Source organism: Nocardia coffeae, from assembly GCF_019890715.1.
Lineage (GTDB): Bacteria > Actinomycetota > Actinomycetes > Mycobacteriales > Mycobacteriaceae > Nocardia > Nocardia jiangxiensis.
The window spans coordinates 70808-96893 of record NZ_JAINZY010000017.1 but is presented as its reverse complement, the minus strand read 5'-3'; the positions used below and the strand labels follow the sequence as shown (position 1 = coordinate 96893).

General features: G+C 67.1%; 15 protein-coding genes. 4 read left to right on the top strand and 11 right to left on the bottom strand.

Translation table 11 applies throughout. The annotated features are described in order from the left end of the window. Positions 1 to 50: 50 nt before the first annotated feature. The 4 genes from K7711_RS40200 to K7711_RS49140 all read left to right on the top strand — a co-directional run bounded on the left by K7711_RS40200 (position 51) and on the right by K7711_RS49140 (position 13957). Positions 51 to 1439: a hypothetical protein gene (locus K7711_RS40200; protein WP_222976980.1), complete on the top strand. Its 1389-nt coding sequence runs from the start codon at positions 51 to 53 to the stop codon at positions 1437 to 1439. 30 nt (positions 1440 to 1469) lie between these two features. Then, positions 1470 to 1880: a YbaB/EbfC family nucleoid-associated protein gene (locus K7711_RS40195; RefSeq protein WP_222976978.1), complete on the top strand. Its 411-nt coding sequence runs from the start codon at positions 1470 to 1472 to the stop codon at positions 1878 to 1880. A gap of 120 nt (positions 1881 to 2000) precedes the next feature. Next, positions 2001 to 3641 (top strand): hypothetical protein, encoded by a 1641-nt coding sequence (locus K7711_RS40190; RefSeq protein WP_222976970.1) that lies wholly within the window; start codon positions 2001 to 2003, stop codon positions 3639 to 3641. Further along, positions 3638 to 13957: a zeta toxin family protein gene (locus K7711_RS49140; RefSeq protein WP_222976968.1), complete on the top strand. Its 10320-nt coding sequence runs from the start codon at positions 3638 to 3640 to the stop codon at positions 13955 to 13957. The genes K7711_RS40190 and K7711_RS49140 overlap by 4 nt, the downstream gene beginning before the upstream one ends. Before the next feature lie 14 nt (positions 13958 to 13971). On the opposite strand, the gene K7711_RS40180 is transcribed toward K7711_RS49140, so the two are convergent. From K7711_RS40180 to K7711_RS40130, 11 genes are all read right to left on the bottom strand, one after another. Further along, positions 13972 to 15045, bottom strand: coding sequence for a transglycosylase SLT domain-containing protein (locus tag K7711_RS40180; protein WP_308015168.1), 1074 nt, complete (start codon positions 15043 to 15045; stop codon positions 13972 to 13974). 146 nt (positions 15046 to 15191) lie between these two features. Further along, on the bottom strand, positions 15192 to 17723 hold the full coding sequence (locus K7711_RS40175; protein WP_222976963.1) for a hypothetical protein: 2532 nt from the start codon (positions 17721 to 17723) through the stop codon (positions 15192 to 15194). Positions 17724 to 17736: 13 nt separating this feature from the next. Beyond that, positions 17737 to 18039 (bottom strand): hypothetical protein, encoded by a 303-nt coding sequence (locus tag K7711_RS40170; RefSeq protein WP_222976961.1) that lies wholly within the window; start codon positions 18037 to 18039, stop codon positions 17737 to 17739. A gap of 25 nt (positions 18040 to 18064) precedes the next feature. Further along, complete coding sequence (locus K7711_RS40165; RefSeq protein WP_222976959.1) at positions 18065 to 18424, bottom strand: hypothetical protein; 360 nt, start codon at positions 18422 to 18424, stop codon at positions 18065 to 18067. Between the two features lie 9 nt (positions 18425 to 18433). Next, the gene (locus tag K7711_RS40160) at positions 18434 to 19153 is read right to left on the bottom strand and encodes a hypothetical protein (RefSeq protein WP_222976957.1); all 720 of its coding nucleotides are present in this window, start codon (positions 19151 to 19153) and stop codon (positions 18434 to 18436) included. Continuing rightward, the gene (locus tag K7711_RS40155; RefSeq protein ID WP_222976955.1) at positions 19150 to 19500 is read right to left on the bottom strand and encodes a YbaB/EbfC family nucleoid-associated protein; all 351 of its coding nucleotides are present in this window, start codon (positions 19498 to 19500) and stop codon (positions 19150 to 19152) included. The genes K7711_RS40160 and K7711_RS40155 overlap by 4 nt, the downstream gene beginning before the upstream one ends. Beyond that, the gene (locus tag K7711_RS40150; RefSeq protein ID WP_222976953.1) at positions 19497 to 20951 is read right to left on the bottom strand and encodes a PPE domain-containing protein; all 1455 of its coding nucleotides are present in this window, start codon (positions 20949 to 20951) and stop codon (positions 19497 to 19499) included. Before K7711_RS40150 ends, K7711_RS40155 begins: the two co-directional genes overlap by 4 nt. Before the next feature lie 29 nt (positions 20952 to 20980). Further along, the gene (locus K7711_RS40145; protein ID WP_222976951.1) at positions 20981 to 22693 is read right to left on the bottom strand and encodes a hypothetical protein; all 1713 of its coding nucleotides are present in this window, start codon (positions 22691 to 22693) and stop codon (positions 20981 to 20983) included. Further along, entirely contained in the window at positions 22690 to 23280 is a 591-nt protein-coding gene (locus tag K7711_RS40140; protein WP_222976949.1) for a hypothetical protein, read from the bottom strand. Before K7711_RS40140 ends, K7711_RS40145 begins: the two co-directional genes overlap by 4 nt. 306 nt (positions 23281 to 23586) lie before the next feature. Next, a complete protein-coding gene (locus K7711_RS40135) occupies positions 23587 to 24675 on the bottom strand; it encodes a C40 family peptidase (protein WP_222976947.1) in 1089 nt (362 codons plus the stop codon). Between the two features lie 443 nt (positions 24676 to 25118). Continuing rightward, complete coding sequence (locus K7711_RS40130; RefSeq protein WP_222976945.1) at positions 25119 to 26084, bottom strand: NlpC/P60 family protein; 966 nt, start codon at positions 26082 to 26084, stop codon at positions 25119 to 25121. Between the last annotated feature and the right edge of the window lie 2 nt (positions 26085 to 26086).

Sequence of the window (26086 nt, the reverse complement as noted above, 5' to 3'; positions counted from 1 at the left end):
CGCACCGATAGCGTCGACGGCGGAACAATGCGCCCGGACAGGAGGACGGTGTGGCCGACGAGTCGCCCGGCCCGGCCACTGATGACGGTCTCGCCCGAGAACTGACCGTGCACGGCCCCACGGGCTGGGAGCGAGTGGACGCGGTATTCGCCATGACGGTCGCCGCCGAACTCGGCCACCTGGTGTATTCCATCGGCGACCGCGTCGAATCCATGGATCCGCCGGAGCAGATGCTCGCGCACGTTCGCAGGCTGCGAACAGCTGCCGCCGAATCGAGCGCGGGACCGTGGTGGCGGATGCTGGTGGTACTCACCAATTCCGGCGTGCTCCGAGTCGACTACGACTACGGCGAGGAACCGTTTCCGGCGGGGCAACTGTTCACCCCGGAGATATACCGTGCCGACCTGGCGGCATTTCCGCGCGCGGAAGTACCGGTCTGGCTGGCCGCATACATCGGACACGACGACCGACAGCGCCGCACTCCGAAACAGGCTGCGGCCCAGGCGCGCTCGGATCGCACCGACAATGTGTGGGCCACCCTCGCGGAGAACGAATTCCCGCCGTTTCCGCTGATGTGGGCGCGGTGGGCAACGCTCGCAGCGGCATTCACCGCCGTCGGCTCGGAGTGGGGCCCGCGGATGCTGCCGTGGACCGGCGTGTTCGAGGGCGTCGCACGCGGGGGCGCCACGCTCTATGCGCTCCCCGCCGGGCGGGCGGTGCTGTCGGGCGGGGTGTGGAACGCGCCCACCCTGGACGCGGCGTACAACGGCGGCGCACCGTTGCCGAATCTGTATGCGGGCGCACCGGATTGGGTCGCGGACCCGGTGCTGAACGCGCGTGCGGGCACCGGACTGCTGTCCTTCTGCTACTGGTGGGAGGCAGGGCGGTGGTACCGCGGGCAGTCACCTTCCGCTCAGCACTGCGCCACCGCCGTGCCCGGAATCTGGACTGCCGACACCGTGGCCGAGATCATCGCCGGTGTCGCCGCGGATGCCGGACACGGTGAAAGGCGCGCTGCGGCAAGCGCACTGGTGTCGGCGGCCGAGGCGGGCTCGGTGTCCCCCGAGGCGCTGATCGACGTATTCGGGACCGGCGGTGATATCGATGAGGCGCGGTATCAGCTGGCGCTGGCCGGACTGGTACCGCCCGCGCCGGATCCGTTACCAGCCGAGGCAGCGATCGCGCGGGTACGGGACTACATTACCGGCCGACAACTGAACACCGCCGGATATCCGTTGTCACAGTTGATCGCCAAGCGATTCAGCGTCGGCTGGATGGTGTACGTTCCGGCGCCCGAGGAGGAACTGGCGATCGGACGAGCGATCTTCTACCTCGCCGACGACGGTGTTCTGGAGCATTCGTCCTCGTCCATCGCCCCGGCGCGCTACATTGCCGGATTCGAGCAGCGATTCTCCGCTCGACAGGGCGAGATCGCCTGACACCGCGGACATACGAGGAAGGACATCCCGGTGGATCGTTGGGAACAGGAGGGTCTGCGCACGGCCAACCGCGGAATCCGCAACCAGGTCGAGGACGTTCTCGATGCCTACGAGGAGCAACGCGCGTTGCTGCCCGAGGTCCAGGCGAAGCTGGCCGCCGCACGGGCATCGGCGACATCGGCCGACGGCCTGGTCGAGGTGACCGTGGATACGGCGGGTGTGCTCACCGAGGTGCGATTCGAGCCGAAAGCCTTGCGCAGCAACCGCGAACAGCTCGGCCGCTCGGTGACCGAGGCGGGGCGCGAAGCCGCACGACGCGCGCAGGAACAGGCCCGAGCCATCCTGGCCCCGATCGCCGCTGCCGCCGACGGGATGCCGGATCTACCCGACCTGGTACCCGGCTCCCCCAGTCTGCGGGAGCCGCCTGGGCAGGCCGGCTGATACAGGATTCGCTCGGCGCAGTCTTCCCAATTCCGGGAACAGCGGCCATCGCGGTGCTGCTGGCCGGTAGCGGACAATCGTCTTCTCGATGTCGCAGGTGAGGTTCGAAGGGCGTCGCGTATGGGTGAGTCGTTACAGATCGACACCGATCTGGCGCATACGCTCGCGAGCGAACTGGCCGCCATCGCCGAGGACGCACAGCAGGATCTGACCCGGTTACACGACACCCTGGACCGCGAGGGTGATTGCTGGGGGAACGACGAACCCGGCCGAACATTCGGCGACAGCTACACGCCGGTTGCGAAGAAGGGCTTGACCGGGCTCCAGCACCTGGTCGACAACCTTCGTTCGGTGAGCAAGGGCATCACCGAAGCCACCGATACGATCCACAACCAGGACCAGGACGGCGGACAACAGCTTCGCACCTTGGGGCAGAACAGTTTCGGCCCGACCCCGGAAGCCGGGCCGTCGTACGACCAGCCGGTACAGCAGCAGCCCGCGGCCGCTGCGCTCACCTCGAACCCCGCGAACGAATCCGTACCGAACTCGGACGAAGTCGCCGGATCGTCCACCCCCGCGAGGTCGTCGGCGGGTCCGGCTCGATTGCCCGGCACGGCCGGGCTTCCGGTCTCCGCGCCGGATTACAGCCCGAGTACCACCGCCGAGCCGCAACCGAACCCCGTCGATCCCGGTGGCGACTCCCCGGAGCTCGCCACACCGGCGGCCGACTCTCCCGCACCCGGCAACCCCGCGCCACGGACAGCCGGACAACCTGCGCCACAAGCAGTCTCGGGCGCACCGCCCGCGGCGACACCGCAAGCCGGGGGTCGTTCGACGGGCTTCGGCAAGTCCGCGGAGACCCCCTGGTCCGGCACTGCCGCCGAGGGATCCCCCACGCGCAACGCCTCGGGAACGCCGTGGTCGCCGTCGGCGCCCGCCAGTTCCTCTCCGGGACGGGTCTTTCCGCCGCGACACGCCCCCGGGCCGACTCCGAGGAAGGCGGACCGCGACCGAGATCGCAAGCCGGGCAAGCCGAAGCGCGTGACGGTTGCGGGCGCCCCCGCCGACGCGGCGGCCCTGGCGACCGCTCGAGCGCTTGCCGACCGGCACGATCTGCGCCTCGCCGGGTTCGACACGGTTCCCCTCACCGACAAGACGATGCGCGACATGGCGGCAGCCCTCGACGCCATCCTCGGGAAGTATCCGTTCCTCGAGCTCGCCGGTATCGAGATCACCGATCTCGGCGAGAACACGGTCTCTCGCGTGGTGCGCGACAAGGCCCGCACCGAGCGGGACGAGGCGCGGGCCGGGCCCTGGATCCTGCTCGATCGAAAAGCGCTGACCGAACCTCGAATACTTGCCGAAAACATCCGCACCACAACACATTCGGGCGAGCCGATGCCGGAATTCGAACAGCGGCCGATGTATTCGACGATCGTCGCCGACCTCGGCAGGGTGCTGGAGGCGGCCGCGGGCGCCGAACCGCGGCGGCTGGCGCAACGGTCGCTGATCGCCGAATATCAGCGAATCAGCGGTGGATGGAACGGAAACGAGACGCTGTCCGGCGTCCTGGGCAGCTATCGCCGCTGGCGGTCGCAACTGAGCAGTCGCGCGTTCGACGACGACCGCTTCCAACCGCGAGCCGCGCTGGTCTCGGCCTTCGCCGAGGTCGAACTGCGCGGTGCGAACGCCGGTGAACCGGCGAGGGTCCTGCACCGCCTGGTGGTCGAGCATGCGCGAGAGCGGTCGAACACGCGGTGAGCGTGCATATTCCGCAGGGCTTCCCCACCTGGCTGGTGGATCTGGTGGCCGGGCACCTGCCGCTGGCCGATACCGACGCCATGCGGCGTACCGCCGATGCCTGGGTGGCGCAGGCACACCGCCTGGCCGAAACCGTACAGCGGCTCGAGACGGTGCTGGCCGGTCATGCGGCCACCGCCATCCGGGGCGACACCGGAGATGCGATACGCAAGCAGTTGCAAACCCAGCTCGAGGACACGAAGGCGCAGATCACCAACTGCGACAACCGGGCTCGGCAATTGTACGAGGCCGCGAACTCGCTCGAGTTCGAGCAGTACGTGGTACTCGGCACCGCGGCCGCACTGCTGGTGCAGATCACGATCGACCTGGCGATGATGAACGCCGCCAAGACCGTCGCCGATCGGCTCGCGGCCGAGGCGACCATGAAATTCGCCTGGCGGAATCTGCTGAAATGGCTGGCGCAGCAGGCGAGACGGTTCGCCGTGGAGCACCCGTTCCTGGCGCTCGTCGCGCGCGGCGCCGCCGTGGGCATCGTGATCAGCGGCGGGGTCAATCTGGGTGCGCAGGCCGTGCAGATCGCCCAGGGGCACCGTAAGTCGATCGACGTGAAGTCCGCCGCGGTGGCGATGGCCGCGGGTGGCGCCGGTGGTGCGGCGGGCGCCATGGTGGGGCGGTTCGTCGTGCCGCTGGTGAGTGCGATCGGCGCCCAGTCCGCGTCGAAGGCGGTGCAGGTCCTCTGGCACATCGTGGGCACGATCGTCGCCGGTGGCCTGGGTGGCGCCGCGGGCGGCATCGCCGGTGGAACCACCGCGACGGTGTTGAGCGGCGGGAAGATCCAGGGCAGGAATCTGGCCGATATGGCGATCGCCGGGATCGGCGCGGGGGTCGCCGGCGCCGTCGGCGCCGGAGTGCGAGCCGGGGTGGGGGCAGCCTCGGCGAAGCCGTCGGTGATCGGCACCGCCGCCGCGAAACCACCGGTGGGCGGTACCGCCTCGGCCGAACCATCGGTGGTCGATCCCACAGCCGGTGCGGGGCGACCCGGGCTCCCGGCGTCCGACGGTGCCCCCCCGACCGGGAAAACCGCGGTGACCCCGCCTCGAGACGGCCAGATGGCCCGACCGGAGGGCCTGACTCCGGAGGCGATGGGCATCTCTCCGGAATGGGCGGCCATGGGGCACGAGATCGAGGCAGAGGTCCTGGGGCATGCCCCCGCAGAAGGCGGCGACGGTCTCCCACCGGAATTGATGTCCTGGGGCCGCGAGGCCGAGGCCAGAGTTCTCGGTGAGGGTGAATCCGGTGAAGGGCCGAACGGCGGCGGAACGGGGTCCGATGGGAAACAGCCCGGCTCCCCACCGGGTTCGGCACGCGCGCCGACGCCGACCTCGTCGCCGCCGTGGCGAGGGGGCGGATCCCCGGCGGGACACGACGGCGGCTGGGCGATCCCCGGAGGTGGACACCCACTGCAGCACGCGGTCGCGGCCCCCGAAACCGCTCGGCCGCCCGCGCTGACCAATTCCGCTGTCGGACACAGTAATCCGGCGGGCTCGGCCGTCGGACACCCGACTGCCGAGCCCGCACGGGCCCTCGATGGACAGGCCCCCACCGGGCAACGAGACGTCCCGGCGGTGGGACCGGTCCACCCGGCACAGCATTCCGTCGACAACGGCAGCGCCCCACCCGGCCACGCGCCGGACGGCGGATTCGACCAGCGCCCGGGAGAGACGACCGCACCCGAGGCCCCGGCGGCGCACGCTGCGGATTCGGGCGACCCGCGGGGTGCGACAGCCGCACCGGAACAGACTGTCTCACAGGATCATTCACCCCCCGTCAACGGTGGTCCGAGCGAGCCGGGGATCACGCCCGCAGACGGCGAGGGCGGCGGATCATTCGTGCCGATGGACGACAACGGCTCGGCTCCGCGTCTTCAGTGCGCCCCCTATGCGGCGGAGACCGCGCAGGCCCTGACCGGGCATCGGATGAGTGATCTGTCCGCGCTCGCGCAGCGCGCCACCACCGCGGGGGTCGGCGGCCACGATCTCGCGAACACGATGCGTGCCGGATGGCGGCCGGGTGGCGTCGAGTCGCCGAAGGCGTTCGTGGACGAGGTGCGGCGCAACGGCGGGACCGGCGTCATGGGTGTGCAGTTCGACGACGCCGGCGCCCATGCGGTCGTGGTGACGCGAAATGCCGAGGGTCACATCGAGATCCACGAGCGGGTCGGCGATGTGGCCCGCAAGATATCCGGTGATCAGGTCGTCGAGACGCTCCTCGACGAGCACGGGCAACCCGTCCTGGAAATGACCACGAAGGTCGACGACGCGGTCGGACACTGGCTCGACGAACTGGACGCTGCCAGTACCCACGTGATCCGATTCGAAGCAGCCGCGGACGGCAGCCAGGTACCCGAAGTCCCGCTGGATCCGGACTCCGGACTGAAATCGCAGGCACGTCCCGGCATCGATATGCCGGAATCCGATATGGGACATCGCACGCCGGGCGGTGCGGCCACCCTCGAACGTCCCCCGACCGACGACACGGACTCCCTGCTCGACCTCGACTTCGACAACGAATTCCGCGGTCTCGCCGCCCAGTTCGACAGTGAATCTCCTGTGGCACAGGAAAATTCGATTACGGAGACGCCGCCCGCATCGGCTCGCACGGACACCCCCGTCGACAACCCCGCACCGCCCGAGACCCCGTCCTCGACCACCACCGCCGAGACGACAACGCCGCCAGGGCACCCCGCACCCGACACACCCGAACCTGTCGCACAACAGAACTCGGCGACGACCTATCCGGACGTCACGCCATCGGCGCACCACACCGACGAGGCCAGCGCAGCCCCGTCCGTCACCCCGAAGCCCACGGCCGATGCCGAAATTCCTGCCGTACAACAGAATTCGCCGGCACCGACCGCAAGTTCCGACACCGCCGCGCCCCATCCGGACTTCAGCGCCGGAATGCGAGGCGCGGTCGACGCGGCCGGTCTCACGGCCGATCAGCCCAGCAGCGACGAGGTTCCCGATGCACCGCCGGTGGAATTCACGATCCCCGAGGGCGACGAGATCATCACCCGGGTGCCCGGATATATCCCGAACCCTGCGATCGAGGGCGCACCGGAACTCCCGATGCCCAAGGACGCACCCACGGAAATCACCTTCGACCAAGGGGACTATGTGGTGGTCCCCGGCGTCTCGGGCGCGCCGGAACCGGAATCGGCACGCGAGACGATTCCCACTGTGCCGCACCTGCCCTGGACCTCGGAGGATCGGCCGACCGAGCTTCCGGGTCTCCAGATTCCGGGAACCCTGCCCGGTCCCGGACAGGGCCCCGAGCAGACCCGGGACGCGAACACCCGACCGGCCGAATTCACCCCTCCCACGCGCTACGATTCGGCGCCGCCCACCCATCTGCCCGCTCTCCCCGAGAAACCTCCCGCGGAGCAGCTCATTCCCGACCACATCACCACGCCGAGGGACCCGAATGCCCGTGACGCACCCCAGGATCCGGCCCCGCCACGGCTGAATCCCGACGACCCTGATCCCGGCCGGATCTCCGACCCGAGCGCGATACCCGGGCCGGAGCGGATCTCGCCCTGGCAGCTGGCGCCACCACCGCCCGGACCGGTGGTGCCGATCCGCCCGGTCCCCTGGGCATCAGCAGCGCCCGAGGGCGGTAAGCGTCGCAAGAAGCAGCCGCCGCAGGCCCCCGCCCAGCCCCGGGCTTCGGCGTCCCCGCCGCCGGAATCCTCGTCGGGCACCTCGCCGTCGAACGACCTCGACAGCGCGAGGAGAGATCCGGCGGCGGAGACCGCCATCGAGCCGGTTCGTGAGGTCCTGGCCGACTGGCCCGACGCGGAACAGTCCGATACGGCCGTCGCGATCGCCCGGCAATTGGTGCGCCAGACCGGAACCCGGCAGCCCGTCGCGGCGAGAATCCAGGGCGAACCGGGCAATCGGTGGCTCACCGTCGAAGTCACCGATCCGCACACGGGCCTTCCGGTCCGTCCCGGGGAGAACGAAACCGGCTGGCCGGCTGTCGAATTGATGGATGAGCAGGCCGGGACGTGGGGCTTCACGATACGTCCCGAGGCCGGAAGAACCGTGTGGTTCAGATTCTTCGAGAGCGTCGGCCCCGAGGATCCGTCACTGGATACATCCGTACCCGACCTGGAGACGACCATCTCCGCACGCCTGGTGGAGCCCGTGGTCGGCGTGGTCCGGGACATGATCACCGAACTCGCGGAGCGCAACGGCTGGCCGGATGACCAGATCGAGAGTGTGAACTTCGCGATCTCGGAGTTTCTCCAGAACGCCGGTCGCCATGCCCGGGGCGGACCGGCTCGGCTTCGGCTGCGCAGGACGGGCGATGTGCTCGTCGCCGGAGTCAGCGACACCAGCCGCGACCTACCCACGCGGCCGCCGGAAGCCAATTTCGAGGCCGCCGCCCAGGTGGCCGCGGCCGCAGGCGATCTCGAGGGCGATGAACTCGGGTTCGGCCTGCACGGCCGTGGTCTGGCGACGGTCGAGGCACTGGTCACCGAATGGGGGGTGAGCTTGGCACGGGTCGGCGGTAAGGAGGTGTGGGTCGCGGTCGACCTGCCCGCGTCCGTCCCGACCGCGTCGACGAACACCCGATCCCCCGGCGTCACACCGTGGAGCGCCACCGCCGGTCCGGGGAACGCGGCGGCGAAGCCCAGCTCGAAGCCGACACCGGAAATGGTCAAGATCGCGGTCGACAAGCGGCGCGAACGAGAACGGCTCGCGGCACTGAACGCGGTCACCGACCTGCCGGACGGTGTGGGCTGGCGTCAGCTGCGCATGCCCCACGACGTCGAGTTGGGAAAATTCTTCTACCAGCTCCCGCAGAGCCGGGAAGCGGCGATCGGAGTGTTGAACCGGCTGCACGAGGTATTGACCGGACTACATCCCGACGCCACCCCGGAGCAGATCGACGACGCCTTCTACGCGTACGGGAATCAGATGGAGGGCGGCATGGTGCCGCGGTCCGTATCGCTGGATGAGTTGCGGGCCAACGGAAATACGCGCGAACTGATGGCGGCGATCCTCAACGCCCTGCGCCGCAACCTGGAAACCGATCATGCTGCGGGCACGACCCTGGACGAGGGGATCGCCAATCTGCTGAACCAGCCGGACGCGGTCTGGGAGGCAACGGCACGCAGATTACATCTCGACGTTGCCGCGCTGGGAAGGCTACGGGCGAACATCCTGGAGCACATCCGGACCCACCAGCCCGGCAGGCCGATCACCGAACACGATGTTCGAGCGGTCGAGCACGCGGTCGTACCGGGGCCGGAGGCGGCCGACTCTCTTACCCAATACAACCAGAGAGATGATGCCGCGACGTTCCGTGAGAAATCCCCCGCGGACGGCGGCCTCAAGCCCTACGGCGAGATGCTGCGCAAACATCTGACGGTCGACGACTTCACGAGAATCGGCAAGCCGCTGTCGCCTCAGGAGTTGGCTGCCATCAACGAGCTACGCAAACTACGCAAGGATCGACTGACCAACGAGGAACTAGAGAATCTGCCACGCGACAGTAGTCGGGGCAACGTCGACGTGGCAGCGCTGGAGGCAGAACTACAAGCCCAGGACCCGACCGTGCGCTATGTCCTGCCGCTGTATAAGTACGACGAGCACAACCGAGATCGACGAGTGCGAGATGCAGCGGGAAACGCCGAGGTGAGCGGCGTGTTGGTGTTCCACGACGAGGGATTGATCAATGCCGCGACAGCATTGCAACTCGATCCTGACCGCTACGCGGTGGAGCTGCCCTGGCGGCCGGGAACAGCGTTGTTCCGGTTCAACCGGGACGATCCCTGGTTCCTGGAAACAGCGGTCGAGCAAGGTTTTCCGCTGACGGGGGCAGTTTCCGGCACCTCCGCCCGGTTCATGGCTCGCTTCGACTGGATCGCCCCGACGGGTGTGTCCAGGGCTGCCTTCGCCGGCGCGGTAATCGGCTTCGTTATGCCGGAGCACCATTCGCTCCCCGAGACTCTGCACGGTCTGCGGATGGTCGACGTGCCGATCATCGACAATTCCGCGTTCGCGACACCGGCAAAGATGTATTCGGCCACGTACGCGTACGCCGAGCAACTCGGCTATCCGCGCGGTGCGTGGCGGCCCAAGGTTTCCCCCGCCTCCACAACGCGCGGCGCCGATGCCGCGCCCGCGGATCCGCGGCTGGAACAACCCCGGGAAGGGTCCGTCGGGAGACGTGGACCGCAGCCGGGAACCACCCCGGATGGAACGAAAGCGGTTCCGTCGCAAGGAGTATCCGGCCACACGACACCGGCCCCCGCACAACACCCGGCCCCCGTCGTCGACACGGCAGGCGTCCAGGAAAACCAGTGTGCGGTGGTGATGCTCCAGGATCTGAAGGCCGCCGGTGTGCCCGTCCGCGAAGCGGAACCCGCCGAGATCGGTCCGGCGGGCATGCCGCTGGTCGGCCGCAACGGCCTCGAAGACCGGATGCCGCACCAGGAAGACGGCAGGCCCAACGCATTCCAGGAAATCCCGCTCGATCCGGACGCCGATCACTCCGTCGACGAAATCATCGACTGGGTCGACAAACAGCTGCACCCCGAGGATCCCGACGCGCAACCACACGCGCAACAGGTGGCGGTGGTCGTCGAATTCGCCCCCGAAGATCAGGTCACGGTGACCCTGCCCGACGGCAGTCGACGAAAGGTCGGCGCACACGGATTCCTGATCAAAGCCGATACCGGTCATACGATCCCGCGCGGCGACCCACGACGAGTGGTCCGAGCATTCGTCCTCGCATTCGACCACGACAACCTGTCGGCCGAACTCCCCGATGCGGTCCCCCGCGGCCACGTCTCGCCCCGGCTGCACGTCGGCCGCCCCGCCGACAGCCCGGCCGCAGTGCCACCGCCGATTCCGGTGGCATCGCCCGTGGATCTGGACAACCTGCGGGCCATACGGGATGCGGTTGCGGCGCAATGCGCGAGGACCGCGGCCGACCCGATCCATGCTGCGGTGACCCTCCCCGAGCTGGAACAACCCTTCACCGTGCTGAACGAACTGCTGGCAGTGCAGACGGGCACGCACCCGCCGGTCGCCCCGGCGCGGTTCGAGTTGCTGTTGGATTTCGCGCACTTGGTGGACTACGCCTTGGTACATCCGGCCGAGGACGCCCTGCGAGATGCGGACGGTCGACTCAGCGGCATCGAGAAACAGCTGAAAGCCGCTCCGACCGGTACACCTGTGCAGGCCGCCGCTACCGGTCTGCTCGACGGGATCGACCACACTCGGTTGTATCGGGTGTGGGAGGCCGCCACCCAGAAAATGGTGCAGGCCGGGCTCGACGCAGACGCAATGAGCCGAAACGACGCGGACCAGCCCACAGCCGCCGACGACCGCTACTGGAAGCTGACCGAAGTGGTCGGACGTCTGGAGGACTTCCTGACGTATGTCCAGATGCCCGAAACAAAGGTCACCCACGAGCGGCTGGCTCTGTTGCAGACTCACTTCACGACAACTGCGGCATGGTTGCTATACAACGCCGTCGCAATGGGCGAGATGGACCCGGCAGCAGCCGCGGTCGTCACTACTTTCCGCACAGTCGGACCCGCATTCCACGACTTGGCCGCAGCATCGGCCGCCACGCGGGAAGCACCGCCGGTGGCGGGCACCATCGTGCGCGCCCAGACCGCGAAAGAGGATTCCCGTTGGGCCAGCGGACTGGTGAGCACGGCGATAGCAGTACCGCACAGCTCCGACGACAGTGCCCCGGACACCGATGCCCTTGCCGCCGAGCGGTATGAACTGTCCGAGACCGAGTTGCAGCACACCTTCGACGAGTCGGTGGCCGATGCCGTTCTCGGGAAGAAGGTTCCGGGTAGACGCGGTGTGAGAGTCGTTGACGGCCAGGAATTTCAGGTCGGCTTGGCGCATCCGGTAGTGCGGGTGCTCGGCGGTCAGCCCGGCGCGGGCAAGTCGACTGTATTGCCGTTGATCCTCTCGGAATTCGCGCAGCGCGGCGGCGTGGTCTACATCGGCACGATCGACACCTTCCTGCACTTCCATCCGCGCTACGCCGAATTGATGGCCCTCGACGACACTGCCACCGGCCTGCTCATGGACGCTGCGTGGCGGTGGCAGCAAATGGCCATCGACCGCGCGATCGCCCTGGGGTGCAACGTCCTGCTCGAGCAGACGCTGACCAACGGACAAGGGGTCGGCGCGACTCTCGCACGCTTCACCGGCGCTTCCTACACCGCGGAGTTGGACGTCATCGCGGTGCAGCCGCACGTCTCCAAACACCGAACCGTCCTGCGTTATGTGGAAGGTCGACTCTCCGGAAATCGGAAGGTCCTGACCCCGGCACAGGCGCACGACGACGCCGTCCCGGGGTCGGCCGCGACCGTCGGGCAACTCGAATCGGACGACTCGGCGGTACGGATCGCCGCGGTGCGCGTGCTCGGCGTCGACGGCGAGGTCTATTTCCGCAATCACCGCACCGCGAGCGGTGCGTGGGCCGCGGAACCCGAAGCCGCCACCGAGTTGGCGAGTCGACGCGACAGCGCGCTCGCCCCCGTCGAGCAGGGCCGCATCGCACGACGGGCTCGCGCGGCCTATGCCGAGATCCTCGCCCGAATCGCGGCCGATCCGAGCGATACGTCCTGGCAGGACCTGCGTCTGCTGGCCGCCGGGCCCGCGATGGCATTCCCTTGGCTCGCACACGATTTCGATGGACAGGTCGACGTGGCGCCAGCCGAGAACCACACGACGGCCACGGAGGCGGCCGGCCCGGCGATTACGGGACAATTCCCCTTCAGCGGCACCGTCGACGCGATGAAGCCCGCATTGGCCGAATTGTCGGGCGGGTCACCGCTGCTACGCGAAATCGGCGCGGGCGAAATCCGCGGAGTGGAGATCACCCAGTCCGGCGAGCGAAGCGCCGCGACATATCTGGCTCTCGCTGACGAGAGCGCGACGTCCGGTGAACAACTGCTGGCCGTCATGCCCGCACCGAGCGCCGACCTCGACGCGCTGGGCCCCGCCTTGCGCCGAGTACTGGCCTCGATGCTCGGCCGATACCCCGGCACCGACGACATCGTCGAGTCGGCCGCGCTGATATTCACCCGCACCCAGCCACCGCCCCACACGTATGTGAAGTGGGAGGCATACGTCAGCGACGATACGGCCCCGGCATTGCTGCGAATCACCATCCATAGCGGGCGTGACGCACCGATGATCGAACACGAGTTCGCTCTGAACAGCGCAGACTCCTCACGCATCCGTCGCCCGAGCCACAACACGCCCCCATGGGCGCCGAGACCTGCGGAACCGACCGGAACGCCGCCGCTCGCCTGGGAGGGAGTGGACCCGCTCCGTGTCGCCGAGGAGCTGAAGGAGAAATGGGCTATGGAGGCGGTCACCGGTTTCGATCGAGAGGGCGCCGATCCCGAAGCGCTGCGCGAGATCGCCCGGGGCATCGATGACCTCTACACCAGGTATCCCGGTATCGCGATCCGGAGACTGCATATCCTCGATCCCGACCAGATGCCCGATCCGACAGCCAACGCGAAAACGTCCAAGCACGTGGACCGAGCGGACAAGCCATTCAGTGTCGTCAAGTACAACGGCAGCCGCGTCGACTCGCCGCGAGAATTTCAGGAACGAGTCGAATGGCATGTCGCCACAGGATACAAACCTCGCGGTGCGCAGCTGCGCGTGCACCACAGCACCATCATGCACGAAGGGGGCCACGCCCTCGAAAATGTCGCACCCTATTCACATATGGTGATGCCGAAGCTGCTCGAAACCTATATCACCCATCACATGCCGAGCGAGCCCGATGCGAGCTCCTCATCAATTCTCGCCTGGCTGGGCGAAGGACCCGATGCCTTGTCGGGGTACGCCATGTCCGCAACCGACGGCTCGGTGAATACGGGTGAGGCCGGACCCGAGGCATTCCGGGCCGGTGAGGACCACGCACTGGATCCGCACAGTCCCATGGGCACGCTGTATCCACTGGCGTCCGGCCGGACTCCCGTGGAGTACGAGCCCCCGGAACTCGTGCGAGATATAGTCCGCCACTACGAGAGCCGACCGCCGCGGGGCGTGTCGTACAAGAGGTTCATCGTCCGAGTCGGGCCGAATTCACTGTCTGCCATCGCAGAGTGGTCCGAATCGTCCAAGGTATGGCGATTCGCCCCGGCGAACGGTGTCTTTCCGGTACACGACGTGCTGTCCCGCGGCTTCCCGGAGCTACGAGCCGACACCACCGCGGAACTCGCCGCCCGGACCGCGCGGAGGCTGGGCGTCTGATCGACGTCTCGGAATCAGTAGCCCATCGCGGGCCGGCCGGCATCAGCCTGCTGGACATTACTGGTGAGGTTCGCGCCGTCTCGCGACACGTGATATCGATTCATCACGTAATTCATACTGGATGCGATGTTGGCGGTCGGGTCGGTGATGGAATTGGATGTCCCGGCGACGTGATAGGCCTCGAATGTGCTGGGAATGGTCTGAGTGAGCCCCTGGGAGGGATGCCCGGCGGCCGCATTCGAGTCGGTGAGATTGATCGATCCGACATCGCCGCCCGACTCGCGCTCGATCAATGTCAGATAGCCTTTGGTCCAATTCGCACGCGCGGTCGGATCCGTGATGCCGAGGGCATCCAACGCCTTGCCGATGTATTCCTCGAGCTGCGACTTGTCAAGGCGCTGGTGCGGGACCCTACCGCCCGAACTACTCACCGGCTGAGTGTATTTGCTGTTGTAGCCGCCCGACCCGTCGACAGGTACGTAACTGCCGGATCCGCCGCCCCCGCCGGTGTAGGAGGAAGGAACGTACGGCGTCTGGGAGCCGCCGATCTTATCGGCCTGCGACTGGACCTGATCGGCGGCGAGCTGGACAGCGTCGTGGACGGAGATCACCGCGGTCAGCACGGCCTTGGTCAGCGGCGCCTCTCGGGCAGCGGAAAGGTACTTGCTCCCCTTGGGGGGTTCCCAGTCGTGGGCGGAATCCAATGTCCCGGTGAGCTGTTCGATCGCCTTGGTGATATCCGACCAGGTGTCCGACGAGATATCGCCGGTCTCACGTGCGGAGGTGTTCACGCCGGAGTCCTGCTTGTGGATATCGGACTTTATCTTGTCGAGATCGCTCATTTTGGTCGAATAATTGTCGACCATCTTGGCCTTGCCATCCTTGACCTGTGCGATTTGCTTGTCGTTCAACAGCTTCACGAGGTCCGGCGCTTCTCCACCCCGTCCGGAACCCAGCAGGTCGATCGAGGTCTGGATAGCCTCTTGCGCGGTGTCGATGAGATCCCTCAGCCCCGGCGAAGCCGCAGGCGGGCAGTGACTGTCCAAGTCGACAGTTCGGTCATCCTTTTTGGTAGCGGTTGAGCTCACTGGGCAGCACCGCATTCTCGCTCGTCGTTCTCCGTCACATTCGAGTATCTACTATTCCCACAGTCGGGAGCGCGACGATAACGGAGTCGTATACAGTCGCCCCAGCCCATCAATGCGTTGAGATCCGATGTGCGGCAAACGAATCGCTATCTTTCCGGGCCCGCGGTGATGGTCGGCCGACGCCGGACGACAGCCTCCTGCGCGGTGGCGGGAATCGAGGCGAATCGGGGGTGGTCGAGCAACTGTCCGTGCGCGTAGACCACATCGCGCAGGAGTTGACGGCTCGGTTCCGCCGCCGACAACAACACCAGTTCATCGCAGCGACGCTCGAAGAGCATCGCGCACAGTGCCGACGCGGACTGCCCATCCACCGATTCGGATCGCAACTCCCCCAAGGGAACTCGTGAAACATCCGCCCGCAGCGACAGCATCGAGGCGGTCGTCAGATCGTCGGCATCGCGTAGTTCGGCCCACCATTCGTCCGGCACGGCCCGGCCTTGCCGACTCGCCTGCAGTATGCGTTCGCGTAGGGCCGCGGTCCCCAGCGACGAGGCGGCGCCCGAACCTGACCTCGCGACACGCAGATGCGCGTCGACCGCGAGCTCGAGACAGCGACCGGCGATTCCCTCGGTCGGCACCGCGCTCACCCGTTCCAGTAGATGCGGTGCACCCACCAGCTCCAATCGGTCGGCCAAACCCGGTGCCGGACAAGAGAAATCCATGGTCGGCGCCGCGGACACCGAGCCTTGCACGGGTACGCCGGACAGTTGACGATGCAACTCGCCGTCGATCGGCTGCGACGAGACCAGTGCGGACAGCCGGGCGCCGGTCTTAGCGCCCCAGGCCAGGGCGAACTCCGCCAGCACACGGGCCGGATCGGAGATCCCCTCCCAGGCAGAACCGTCCGCGGCGGACCACACCCACGGTGTCGACACCTCACGCGGGAGGAACACTCCCGCGGGCAGCCATCCGCGTCCCTCCGTAGTGGTCACGAACGCGGCGACCCCACCGGGGTGCCGCATCAACGAGACCGCGCAGTCCAGCCCCATGGTGACGGACTCGGTCACCGTCAGCAGGCTGGACAGCAGGGATCGGGCCAACACCAGATCACCGTCGACCCGCTCGCCCAGGATGAAGGTCGGCGCGGCCGCGGCGAGCATCGCGGCGCCCACCGCGTCCCGCACGATGTGGTTGCTGCCCTGGTCGTCGGTGGAATCGCCGGTGTCCTTGTCGGTTTCGGAATCGGCGGCGGCCTGGGAGCCGTGACGAGCCGGGGCCTGCCCCTTGGCCTGCGCTGCCGTGACACCCGAGGGGGCGGCGCCCTGCACCGGACCGCCCGACGCGGCTCCCGGCGTGGTGGCGACCGGTGGCGGTCCGCTCGGCGTCGCCGAAATCCTAGGAGCCCCAGCAGCTCTGGTGCTCGCCGAACCCTGGGTATCCGGTGTGCCCGCACTCGCATGCCCCGCTGTCGTGGGCGAGGCGGCCACAGACGTCGATGAGACGACCGTCGACGACCCCAACGACGCCTGCGACACCGCGCCGATGACACCGAGCCCCATCGGACCCGCCGCAACGACGGACGTTTCGTCCGGGCTTGTCTCGGTTCCCTCGTGCGGCCCGGACGAAACAGCATCCGATCGCGTGGTCCCCACCGGTGCCGCGTCGTCGGTGTGGTAGCCGCCGGGATCGCCGGGCGACTCCGAAACAGACTCCGGCGCGGCAGTATTCGTGTACGTGTCCCCCGAGTCCGCAATCGGCGGGGCATCCGATCCGCCGAACGACTGCCCGGTCCCGGCCGACACCGGCGGCGGCGCGAACGACTCTGCCGGGACACCGCCATCTCCGTAGGCGGGCGCCGACGTCGCCGGCGGCGCCTCGGTCGGGTTCGCCTGCGCCGGACCGTCCGCCGTGACATCGGGCTGCTGCCCTGCCTGCCCCGGCAGGATCGACACGGGTGCCTGCAGCCCGAACCGCCCCAGGAACCTCTGCAGTTCCTGCAGCGCCGGGACCGACGAGGGAAGTCCGTTCGGTGGTATCCGGAACCTGTCGGTCCCGTTGTCGAATCTGTGCCCTGCTCCCGAACCGCGAGGTCCGGCTCCGGTGTCCGAACCGCCGCTGTACCGGGGGTGCGCGGTGGCCCAGGGATCCCGCTGCCCCAGCAGTCCGGCCAATACTTGCAGCTCCGGTAGTCCCTGCGGGCCCACGGAATTCAGTGCGCCCGCCATCACCCTGGCGACCTCGTCCCGGGCGTTGCGGATGATCGCGGAAATCCGCTCGCGTTCGGTCTCGGGATCGGCCTTCTCATCGCCGGACGACTCGGCGATCACCTCACGAATATCGCCGGTGGCCTGCTCGACGATGTCGTGGATCCGATGACGGGTGCGGTAGACGATATCGGAGATGTCGCGGAAGGTGTCGGCCGCGGCCACCAGGGCATCGACGAAGCGGTCCAGGGTGTTCTTCTGGGCCAGCATGTGGTCCTTCACCGGCTGCAGCCCCACACTGCTGGGCACCGCGTCGTCGAAGGCACGCCGCGCCCGCTCGGCTTCGGCCGGATCCAGCGCGGCAGCCCCGTTACGCGCCGCCATCTCCAAGTTTCCCCAGTCACCCGGCGAGATCGCCGGCCAGTTCTCACCGACGATCGCGTTCCAGTACGGGCTGTCGTGCTCCGCATCCATCCGAAGACCGGCCCTAGCCGTCCACCTGCGCGCCCCCCGAAGCATCCGCGGCGGCGATGTTGTTGCTGTGGCGGACGGTGTGCCGGTGCCCGACATCACTGCCGCCGTTCGCGGAACCGGTTGCGTTCTCGAACCATTCGCGAATCTCGGCCGGTACCGCGAGCAACCGCCGGTCCAGCGGCGACAGACCACTGCCGCTGACCGTGAAATCGGCGGCGATCGCGGAGACCTGCCGGGTGAACGAGGTGAACGCGTGATGGTGCCGACCGGAGGTGGCGATGGCCTCGCCGGGATCGATATCGAGATCGTCGGACATACCGTGTCCTGTCTGGGGTCGCGGATCAGGATGTAGCGCCGAATTCGGCGTTTTCCATTGCGCGGTAGGTGGATTCGGTGGGCAGGTCGAACGAGTCGATGGTGTAGGGGCGGGTGCCGTTGAACTCCATCTCCGCCCGCAGGCCGACCCGCGACTTCTGGTGCGCTAGCCGGGCGAGCCGGACGATCTCCGAGCAGAGCCAGGTATCCCCGTTGTCGCGGGCGTCGTCGGTGATGTGCAGGCCGACGATCTCACCGTCCCGACCGCAGGCGACGCCGACGCTGTGGTCGGGGTTGAACACCTCATAGGTCATGGTCCGCCAGTTCGGCGCCGCATCGCCGACGTCGTCGGCGACGAGTTCGTCTGCTGCAGGGATGTCCGTCATTGGCTGCTCCTAAATGTGTACGGCGGGATGGGATTCCGCCCCGAACCCGGGACCCGGCGATACGCCCGGGGCAGGGCCCGTCAATTGCTCGTCGAGAGCAGCCCAGGCATCGTCGTCGATGGTCATGACCTGACGCAACTCCCAGAATCGAGCTCCCAGATACATCTCGCCGGTCCCGCCCGGGGCGATGTCGAGATGATCTGGCCCGTCGGTCCGTGCGTTGAGAGTGATGGTCGTGACCGGCGGGTTCCGATCATCGATCTGGATGATCGTCGATCCACTGCCCGGGATGAAACTCTGCCGAAAGCGCGGACCGGCCTTGATCGCCACCGCGGCGCTGTTGGTCGTCAGCGAAATCTCCGGATTCAGAAGCAATTGCATCGCCCAGGAACGAGCCGCGGTCTCGGGCTTGTCACCGTTGATCGACATCGCCAGCGACGAAGCCAGATCCACGACCAGAACCGCCTCGGCCGTGGTCACCCCGACGATCACCAGACGCTTCGGTGTGCCGACCGGATACGGCAGATCCTCCGCGGCCAGGGTCATCACGTCCGAACCCTCCTCGGCGCCGGTCGCGGGATGCGCGGAGATCATTCCGGTCGCGACCTCGACGGTGTAGGCGGCGATCGGGCCCGAACGGCTGTCAGCCACCCCGGCCAGCCGGATCAGACCTTCCTCGTGCAACCACCGGATGGTGTCCGGAACGGTGACGGCGTCCGGCTCCGTCACGAGACGAACTCCGCCGCACCGGATTCCGCGTCCGAGTCCTCGGTGGTGGCCCACGGATCCCGGTCCATCAACTGCTCGTACTGCCGGGCGGCATCCGCGGTACTGTCCCGGATCGCCGTCATGATCTCGGTGATCAGCTCGTCGGACTCGAACCGATCGACCGTGCCCGGAGCCAGATACAGCGATGTCAGCCGACCCATCGCATCGACCTCGGGAATGACCGCGCCACTCGGCGACGGACGACGCGCCCGGATGGCATCGATCCGATCGCGCAGATCGGCGATCTTGTGCCGGAGCTCACGGGCGGCGTCCAAGGCCGCCTGTACCTCGGGATGGATATTGTTCATGCGGTGCCTCCGGATTGACTCGGGGTCTGGGCGTTCGACGGCGTCGGGGGTGTGACCGTCGGTGCGATCGTCGGTTTCTCGCCGATCACCTGCTCGGTGTGCGGGGTGTCGTCGACGTACATCAGCCGATCGGGATGCCACGCCACCACACGGTTGCGGTCCTGACTCCCGCCCGTCTGCCCCATCCCGGGGGACATCGGCATGTACGGCATATACGGCGAACCACCGGCTGCGGCCCGGCCCGCGGCGGCCGAGGACGCCTGCAGCGGCTCGATCACCGAAGCCCGGGGCAAGCCCAGCGAACTGCCGAGGCTCGCCGCGGAGGTCGCCATCGGCATCGACGCCACCTCGAAGGATTTGCTCCCCGCGTCCACCGCGTTCGCCGCGTCGGTCAGGTCGCCGATCGGCACCCCGCCGCCACCGAGACTGTCATATGCGCCGGAACCGTAATCACCGGCGTAGCCGGCGAGATCATCCAGGGAATTCTGGCTGTTGTCCTGGTTCAGCCCCGACATGCCGTTGGACATCATCGAGCTCATCATCGTCGGCAAGATGGATGCCAGCGTGCTCATCATCTGGCTGGAGTCGCTCGAGTTGCTGCTCGAATTGTTCTGCGCGGTCTTGGAATCGACGGTTGTGGTGTATCCGGTGATCGCGTCGGCGGATCGCGCGTTCTGCTCCTGCGTCTTCGCCAGCGCATCCGCCACACCGGCCTCGTCCTTGGATCGCATCGCGGCCAGCAACTCCTTGCGGGCGGCGATGATCTCTTCCGGGGTCGGATGTTTGGCCATCGCGGTGTCGAAAGCCGAAGTGTAGGTTTCGATTCCGTCGGCCAGCTGGCCCAGCGTGCTGCCCAGCTGATCGAGCCAGCTGCGATGCTCGTTCAGCTGGGCCGCCGCCTCGGTTCCGACCGGGGTCCAGTTCTGCAACGTCTGCGCGGCCTGATCCACACCCGCCAACGCCGTCTGATGCGAGGTGCCGAGATAGTTGCGGATATTCCCCGCGAACGCGTTGGCCGGACCGGTACCGGAGCCTGCTCGCAACTGCTGGGCGAAGGTCAGCGGATCGATCTCGACGCCGGGAACGGGCAGGTTGAACATCGGCGCCTGCCGAGGGGTCGGCGGTGTCGGCTCGGCAACCGGATTCGTGAGGACATCGCGGCCGTTGCCCCCGACCGTTCGCGCACCCGTGTCATCGGCCTCGGTGTAATCCGCGGCCGCGGAGCCGGTTTTGTGGGCATGCTGATGCACCAGGTGCAGTACCCCCTGCGTCCCGTTGAACAGGTTGGCGGCCTGCGTATTCGCGCCCGGGACGAACCCGCCGGAGATGTGATCACTGCCCGCGGGCAGCACCCAGCCCGTCGGCAGCCCCTGCCCGGTGGTCTGCGCCAGATCGGCGAGCATCGAAGCCACCGTGGCGAGTTCCGCCGGGTCGACATTCAACGGCTCCACATCTGCCTCCTCTCACCTTCGCCATACGATCAGCTGCCCGGCGCGGTGGCGGCGTGCTGCATCGCCTGCCCACCGGACGGGTCGCCGACCATCGGAACCGCATGCGCCCCGTCCCCGGCGTTCGTTGCGGTCGCCTCGATACCGTGCGGGTGGGCGAATCCGGCGAAGGTGCCGAAATCGCCTCCCTTGCCCGATATCTCGGGCGAAAACGGTTTCTGCTGACCGTCGATGATCACCTCGAGGCTGCCGTCCTGGCCGGAACCGGCGTCGGGCCCGGAAGCGCCCCCGGATCCGGAGGCGCCGCTCAGGGCAGCACCGGCGTTCTGCGCGGAACCCCACACGATCACGATCGCCGTGTGGTTGTCGTCCCAGGTGGCGACGTCACCGGTCATCAACTGGCTCGGATCGACGCGATCACCGATCTGCTTGGGATCGGTCCACTTCGCCGGGGTCTTGTCGCCCTGCGAATAGGCGGCCTGCGCGTCGGTACCGGCCTGGTTGCCGAACGCCGCATCCAGTGCGTTCGCGACCACGGAGGACACCTTCTGCACGCGACCGTCCGGGAAGGTGTAGTCCACGAGACCGTCGGCTCCCGGTACGCGGCCCGGAGGCGCTGCGGGCGGAGCGGTGGTGCCCGGACCGTTCGGCGCGGTTTGCGGCGGAGTCTGGGCGGGAGCCGCCGGGGCGGCCTGCGCCGGTGCGGTCGACGCGGGTCCGGCCGGAGGCTGCTGCTGCTGGTAGCCGGGCGGGTAGGGCTGATTCAGCTGGTTGTTCGGGTTCTGATCGGAGAGGTTCCGCATCATCGCCTGCTGCTGCATCATCTCCATCATCGGACCGAGCATGCTCGACATATCGGACGTCGGCGAGGTCGCCGCTGCGGGCGTGGTCTGCGAGCCGGTGTCGTTCGACGATCCGCCGGAGTTCCCCACTCCGGTCGGGTTGGTCGCAGTGGAGGACGCCGGATCGGTGGAGCCGCTCGCGCCGCCGAGGTCCGACCCGAGATTGGGGGGATTCCAGTCGGTAGTGCTGGCAGAGCCGCTGGCGCCGGTGCCGGGATTGGTGGGGTTGGTGGGGTTGAGCCCCGGGGGGTTGTAGCTGCCGCTCGCGCCCGGCCCGCTCGCCCCCGACAAGCCTTTGTATTTATCCAGAAGATTCTGGTATTTGGTATTCAGCGCATCATATTTATCGTTCAGATCTTGAAGATCCTTGGTTTGATCCTTTATCTTCCCCGCAGGAAGGCCCAGCGAATCGGTCAGCGCGTTGAGATCGGTTTCCATCTGTTTCAGGCCGGTGGCCGTATAGTTCAGTATATGCGTGTTCTCATCGTGATCATCCCCCGGAAGGGTCGACGCGCAAGCACTGAGACCGGTGATATCATCACCGAGCACAGCCTGGTACTTCACCAGATCATCCGCCGTGACTTTCACGTTCTCAGTTATCGTCGACATCGTGTTCTGCACGGTCTCGTACGCTTTCTTGAGCTGCACAGCCACCACGTTATAATTACCGCCGGCCTCGCTGGAGAGGTCCACCTGCTCCACTTGCGGCACAACCACCGAAGTCGGCAGCGGCGTCTTGGTGCCGTCCCCGAATTTTGCCCACATCCGGGTGATACTTCTGACATAATCGTCATCCAAATATGACGTTATATGATCCGCGATGGATAAACTCTTCAGGTCACCATACTGCTTCCACAGCGGAGAATCTCCGTCGGGAATCTTCAGTGCCGGCATATCGGTCATGCATCCACCGTGTCGCCGCTATCCAGCTTGATCTTCACCTTCCCCGTGGTGGGGTATTGCGCCAAACCGTATTTGTCGTAGTTCAGCGTATCCTGCGTGTCGTTACTACCGAAGACCACTTTTGTGGCGGAGGGGGAGCCTGCCAAGCGCGTAGGGACCTGACCGAGCGTCGGATCGGGCGATGAGCCCCCATCCGGGGTGAGGGCGCTGCCCGCCAAACCGCCCGCAGCACGTCCAGCGGCACGTCCCAGCGATCTGCCGAGCCCTTTGCCGCCGCTACGCATCGCGTATTTACCGATTTTGCCGAGATTGTTGCCGACAAATTTCCCCACCACTTTTCCGCCTGCGGTACCCAGCAGTTTCTCGGTCAGCGGAGCAGCCATCTTCCCGGCAACGGTGCCGAGAATCTTTCCACCCGGAATCGCGGCCATCGCGCCATCGATCGCGGCGGCCTTTATCCCCTCGGTGACACTGCCGGTTTCGATACCTGTCCAGATTCCGCCGACTGCTGCCCCCACAAGCGGACCGGCGACCGGAATAGCGGATGCCACGGCAACCGTGAGATCTTTCCAACTGAAGCCGAACAAAGCTCATCACCTACTCGATGCGGGGTTGACGTGCGCAAGCACGGCCGAGGCGGTCGACTCGCCGAGGGGCGCGACACCATCGGTGACAGCGCGGTCGATGTCCGCGTGAGTCGCGTGTTCCACCACCACGATCCACCTCTCGGTTGAGCACCTTGTCACCGGATGAGGCGCTGCATGCACCAGTTGAGCGTGCATGCAAATTCCTCTCGACTTCATCATTCTCACCGATTCCCAACACTGGGAACCGCCGCTGCGGGACCGGTGTCCGGCCGCACGCCGGCGCCGGGCAGGACCTCGAACAAGGCATCAGGACCAGCGGCTGGCTGCGAAGCTGCTGGGCAGGTTCACCACTCGGACGGTCGCGCCCGTGTGCGGCGCCTCCACACATTGCCCGTTACCGATGTACATCATGACGTGCCCGGGGCTGCCGCCGTTGAATTCGGCCGCCGGGAAGATCAGATCGCCGGGCCGGATATCAGCCGGATTCACCTTGGGCAGCTGCTGATATTGTTGCGCGGCCGTGCGGGGAATCTGCGCGCCGGCAGCGGCGGCGGCATGCTGTGTCAGGCCGGAGCAATCGAATGAATAGGGCCCCTCGGCGCCGTACTCATAGGGCAGCCCCTGCTCCGACAGCGCGACCGAAACCGCCTTCTGCGCAGCATCCGTCGTCCCCGTGGCGGAGCTCGCCGAAAAATTCGCGGAAGGGTAATTCACGCCGACCAGATTGTAGAGGTACTGGTCGGTGAGCCGATTGATTTCGGCGGCGACGGTGTTGGCGATATCGCTACTGCCGCCGACGATCTGCATCGCACCGGTCAGGGCCGCGATGAGGATCTGGTGGACCTTTATCTCCCCGGCCCTGGTATAGGCACTGGCCCCTAGTTGAGCCAATTGGGTATTGGTGTAATTGATGAGTTTGGCAACGGCGTTCTGGTCGACAGCATGGTTACCGGCCAGGGTCCGGATGTAATTGGCGAGTTCGTTGTCGAGGTTGTTGTACGCGGAACCGGCGTTGTGTTGATACAGCTGCCTGGCCTTGAGCGAGGCCATTCCCGATCCGGAACCGCTGGCGGTACCGACATTGTTCTGCAAATTCTTGGTCCCGGGAGTGCTGGTGGCGCCGTTGCCGTAGACATCGTTGAGCTGGTTCAGCGCCTGCTGAGCATCCTGGGCGTCGGAGGTCGACGCCGCCTCGCCGCTGCCGGTAGCCCCCGTACCGTTCGTCGTGCCGCTGCCACCGGATCCGCCGAGTCCGCTCAGGGCAGAGGCGATCATGGGCAGCATGGTCGCGGCCATCATCGCCATCGGTTCCAGCTGCGTGAGCGGGTCCGAACTGTCGGAAGGATTGCTGTTGTCCCGAGTGGCCGGACGGGACTGCGCCCACTGTGCGGGCATACCACCGGCCGCTGTGGGCTGTGTCGCACTGGGATTGGCCAGCGCGGGGAGATGCGCCGCGGTTCCCGCACCCGCGGCGGGAGTACCGGGTGGCGCCGTACTCGTTCCGGTGGCAGATGCGCCCGGCGGGGCCGTGCTCTGCCCCGCAGTCACCGTATTCGTCCCCGGACCAGCGCTCACGCCGTTCTGTCCCGGCGCCGCGGTGGGCGTGCTCGAACTCGCATTCCCCGGTGGGTTCAGGTCCGGATTGCCCTGCTGCACTTGACCATTCCCCCCCGGCGGCACCACCCCCGGCGACTGCTGACCAGCCGAGACAGCGGGCCGCGCCCGCTGCTGCCCCGGCTTGGTCCACGGCGTCACGGCGGTCGCGGACGGATCACCCGGGGTCGCGCCGTCCGCGGTCCCGGCATCGGCGACTCCTGGCGGGGATGTCTCGGCGCTTGTCACGATCCTCCCTTCAGTACCCGCTTCACTCGGACATCGGACGCGGTCGGAATCGCCTCCTCGACAACCTGCCCGGAACCGGGATCACTGGTCACCATTCGCGTCGCGTCCACCGCGATCCCGACCCGGGTGGGGGCGTAGTCGTGGTAGTTCCAGAACACCAGGTCGCCCGGTGACACCGCCGACCGATCGACCCGCTGCCCGCAACGGCTCTGTGCGGCAATGGTATTCGGCAGTGCGACCTGCAACGAGGCAGCATTCGTCAGCTGATTGCACGCTCCCTGAGCCGAGTTGCTCGACGGTGCGGTGACGCCGGGCGGCAAGGGCTGGACCGTGGCTCCCACCCCGGCGGCGCCCACCGCGCAACTACCGGTACCGGACGCGCCGGACGCCAGATAGATCAACGACTGGGCAGACTGGGCGAACGCCTCGGCGCTCCCGGATCCCGCCCCGGGCGGGCGCTGCGCCGCAACCAACGCCAGCTGCCGCGCGCACGCGGCCGCCGGACCGGAATTCACGGTCGACAGCGGCGGCAACTGATACGGCGCCGACGGCATGGCGCTCACACAGGCTCGCTGCCAATCGGAGACATCCGACTCGTCCGGTGCGACAGTCACTTCCGCGTAAGGATTGGTGGTCGGCACCACCGATGACGGCAGCGTCTCGTCGGTGGCACCGGCGCTGCCCGCAGTCGTGGGCGCGAGAGTTTCGGTAGCGGAGGGGTCGGGGCCTATCGCACTGTCACATTGGTAATAGAAATCCGATGACGAAGCCGACGCCGCGCTCCCTGCCATCAACACCAACCACATCAACGGAATAATAAGAGCCGCAAGCAATATCAAAATAACCGCGACGATCACCACCGAGTTCGGGAGCATGAACGCCAGCATCAGGATCTGCATGAGCATCGGACGGCGGCCGAGGCCGATGCTCATGATGCGGCCGAGCAGAAGGTTGCGAAGCATGG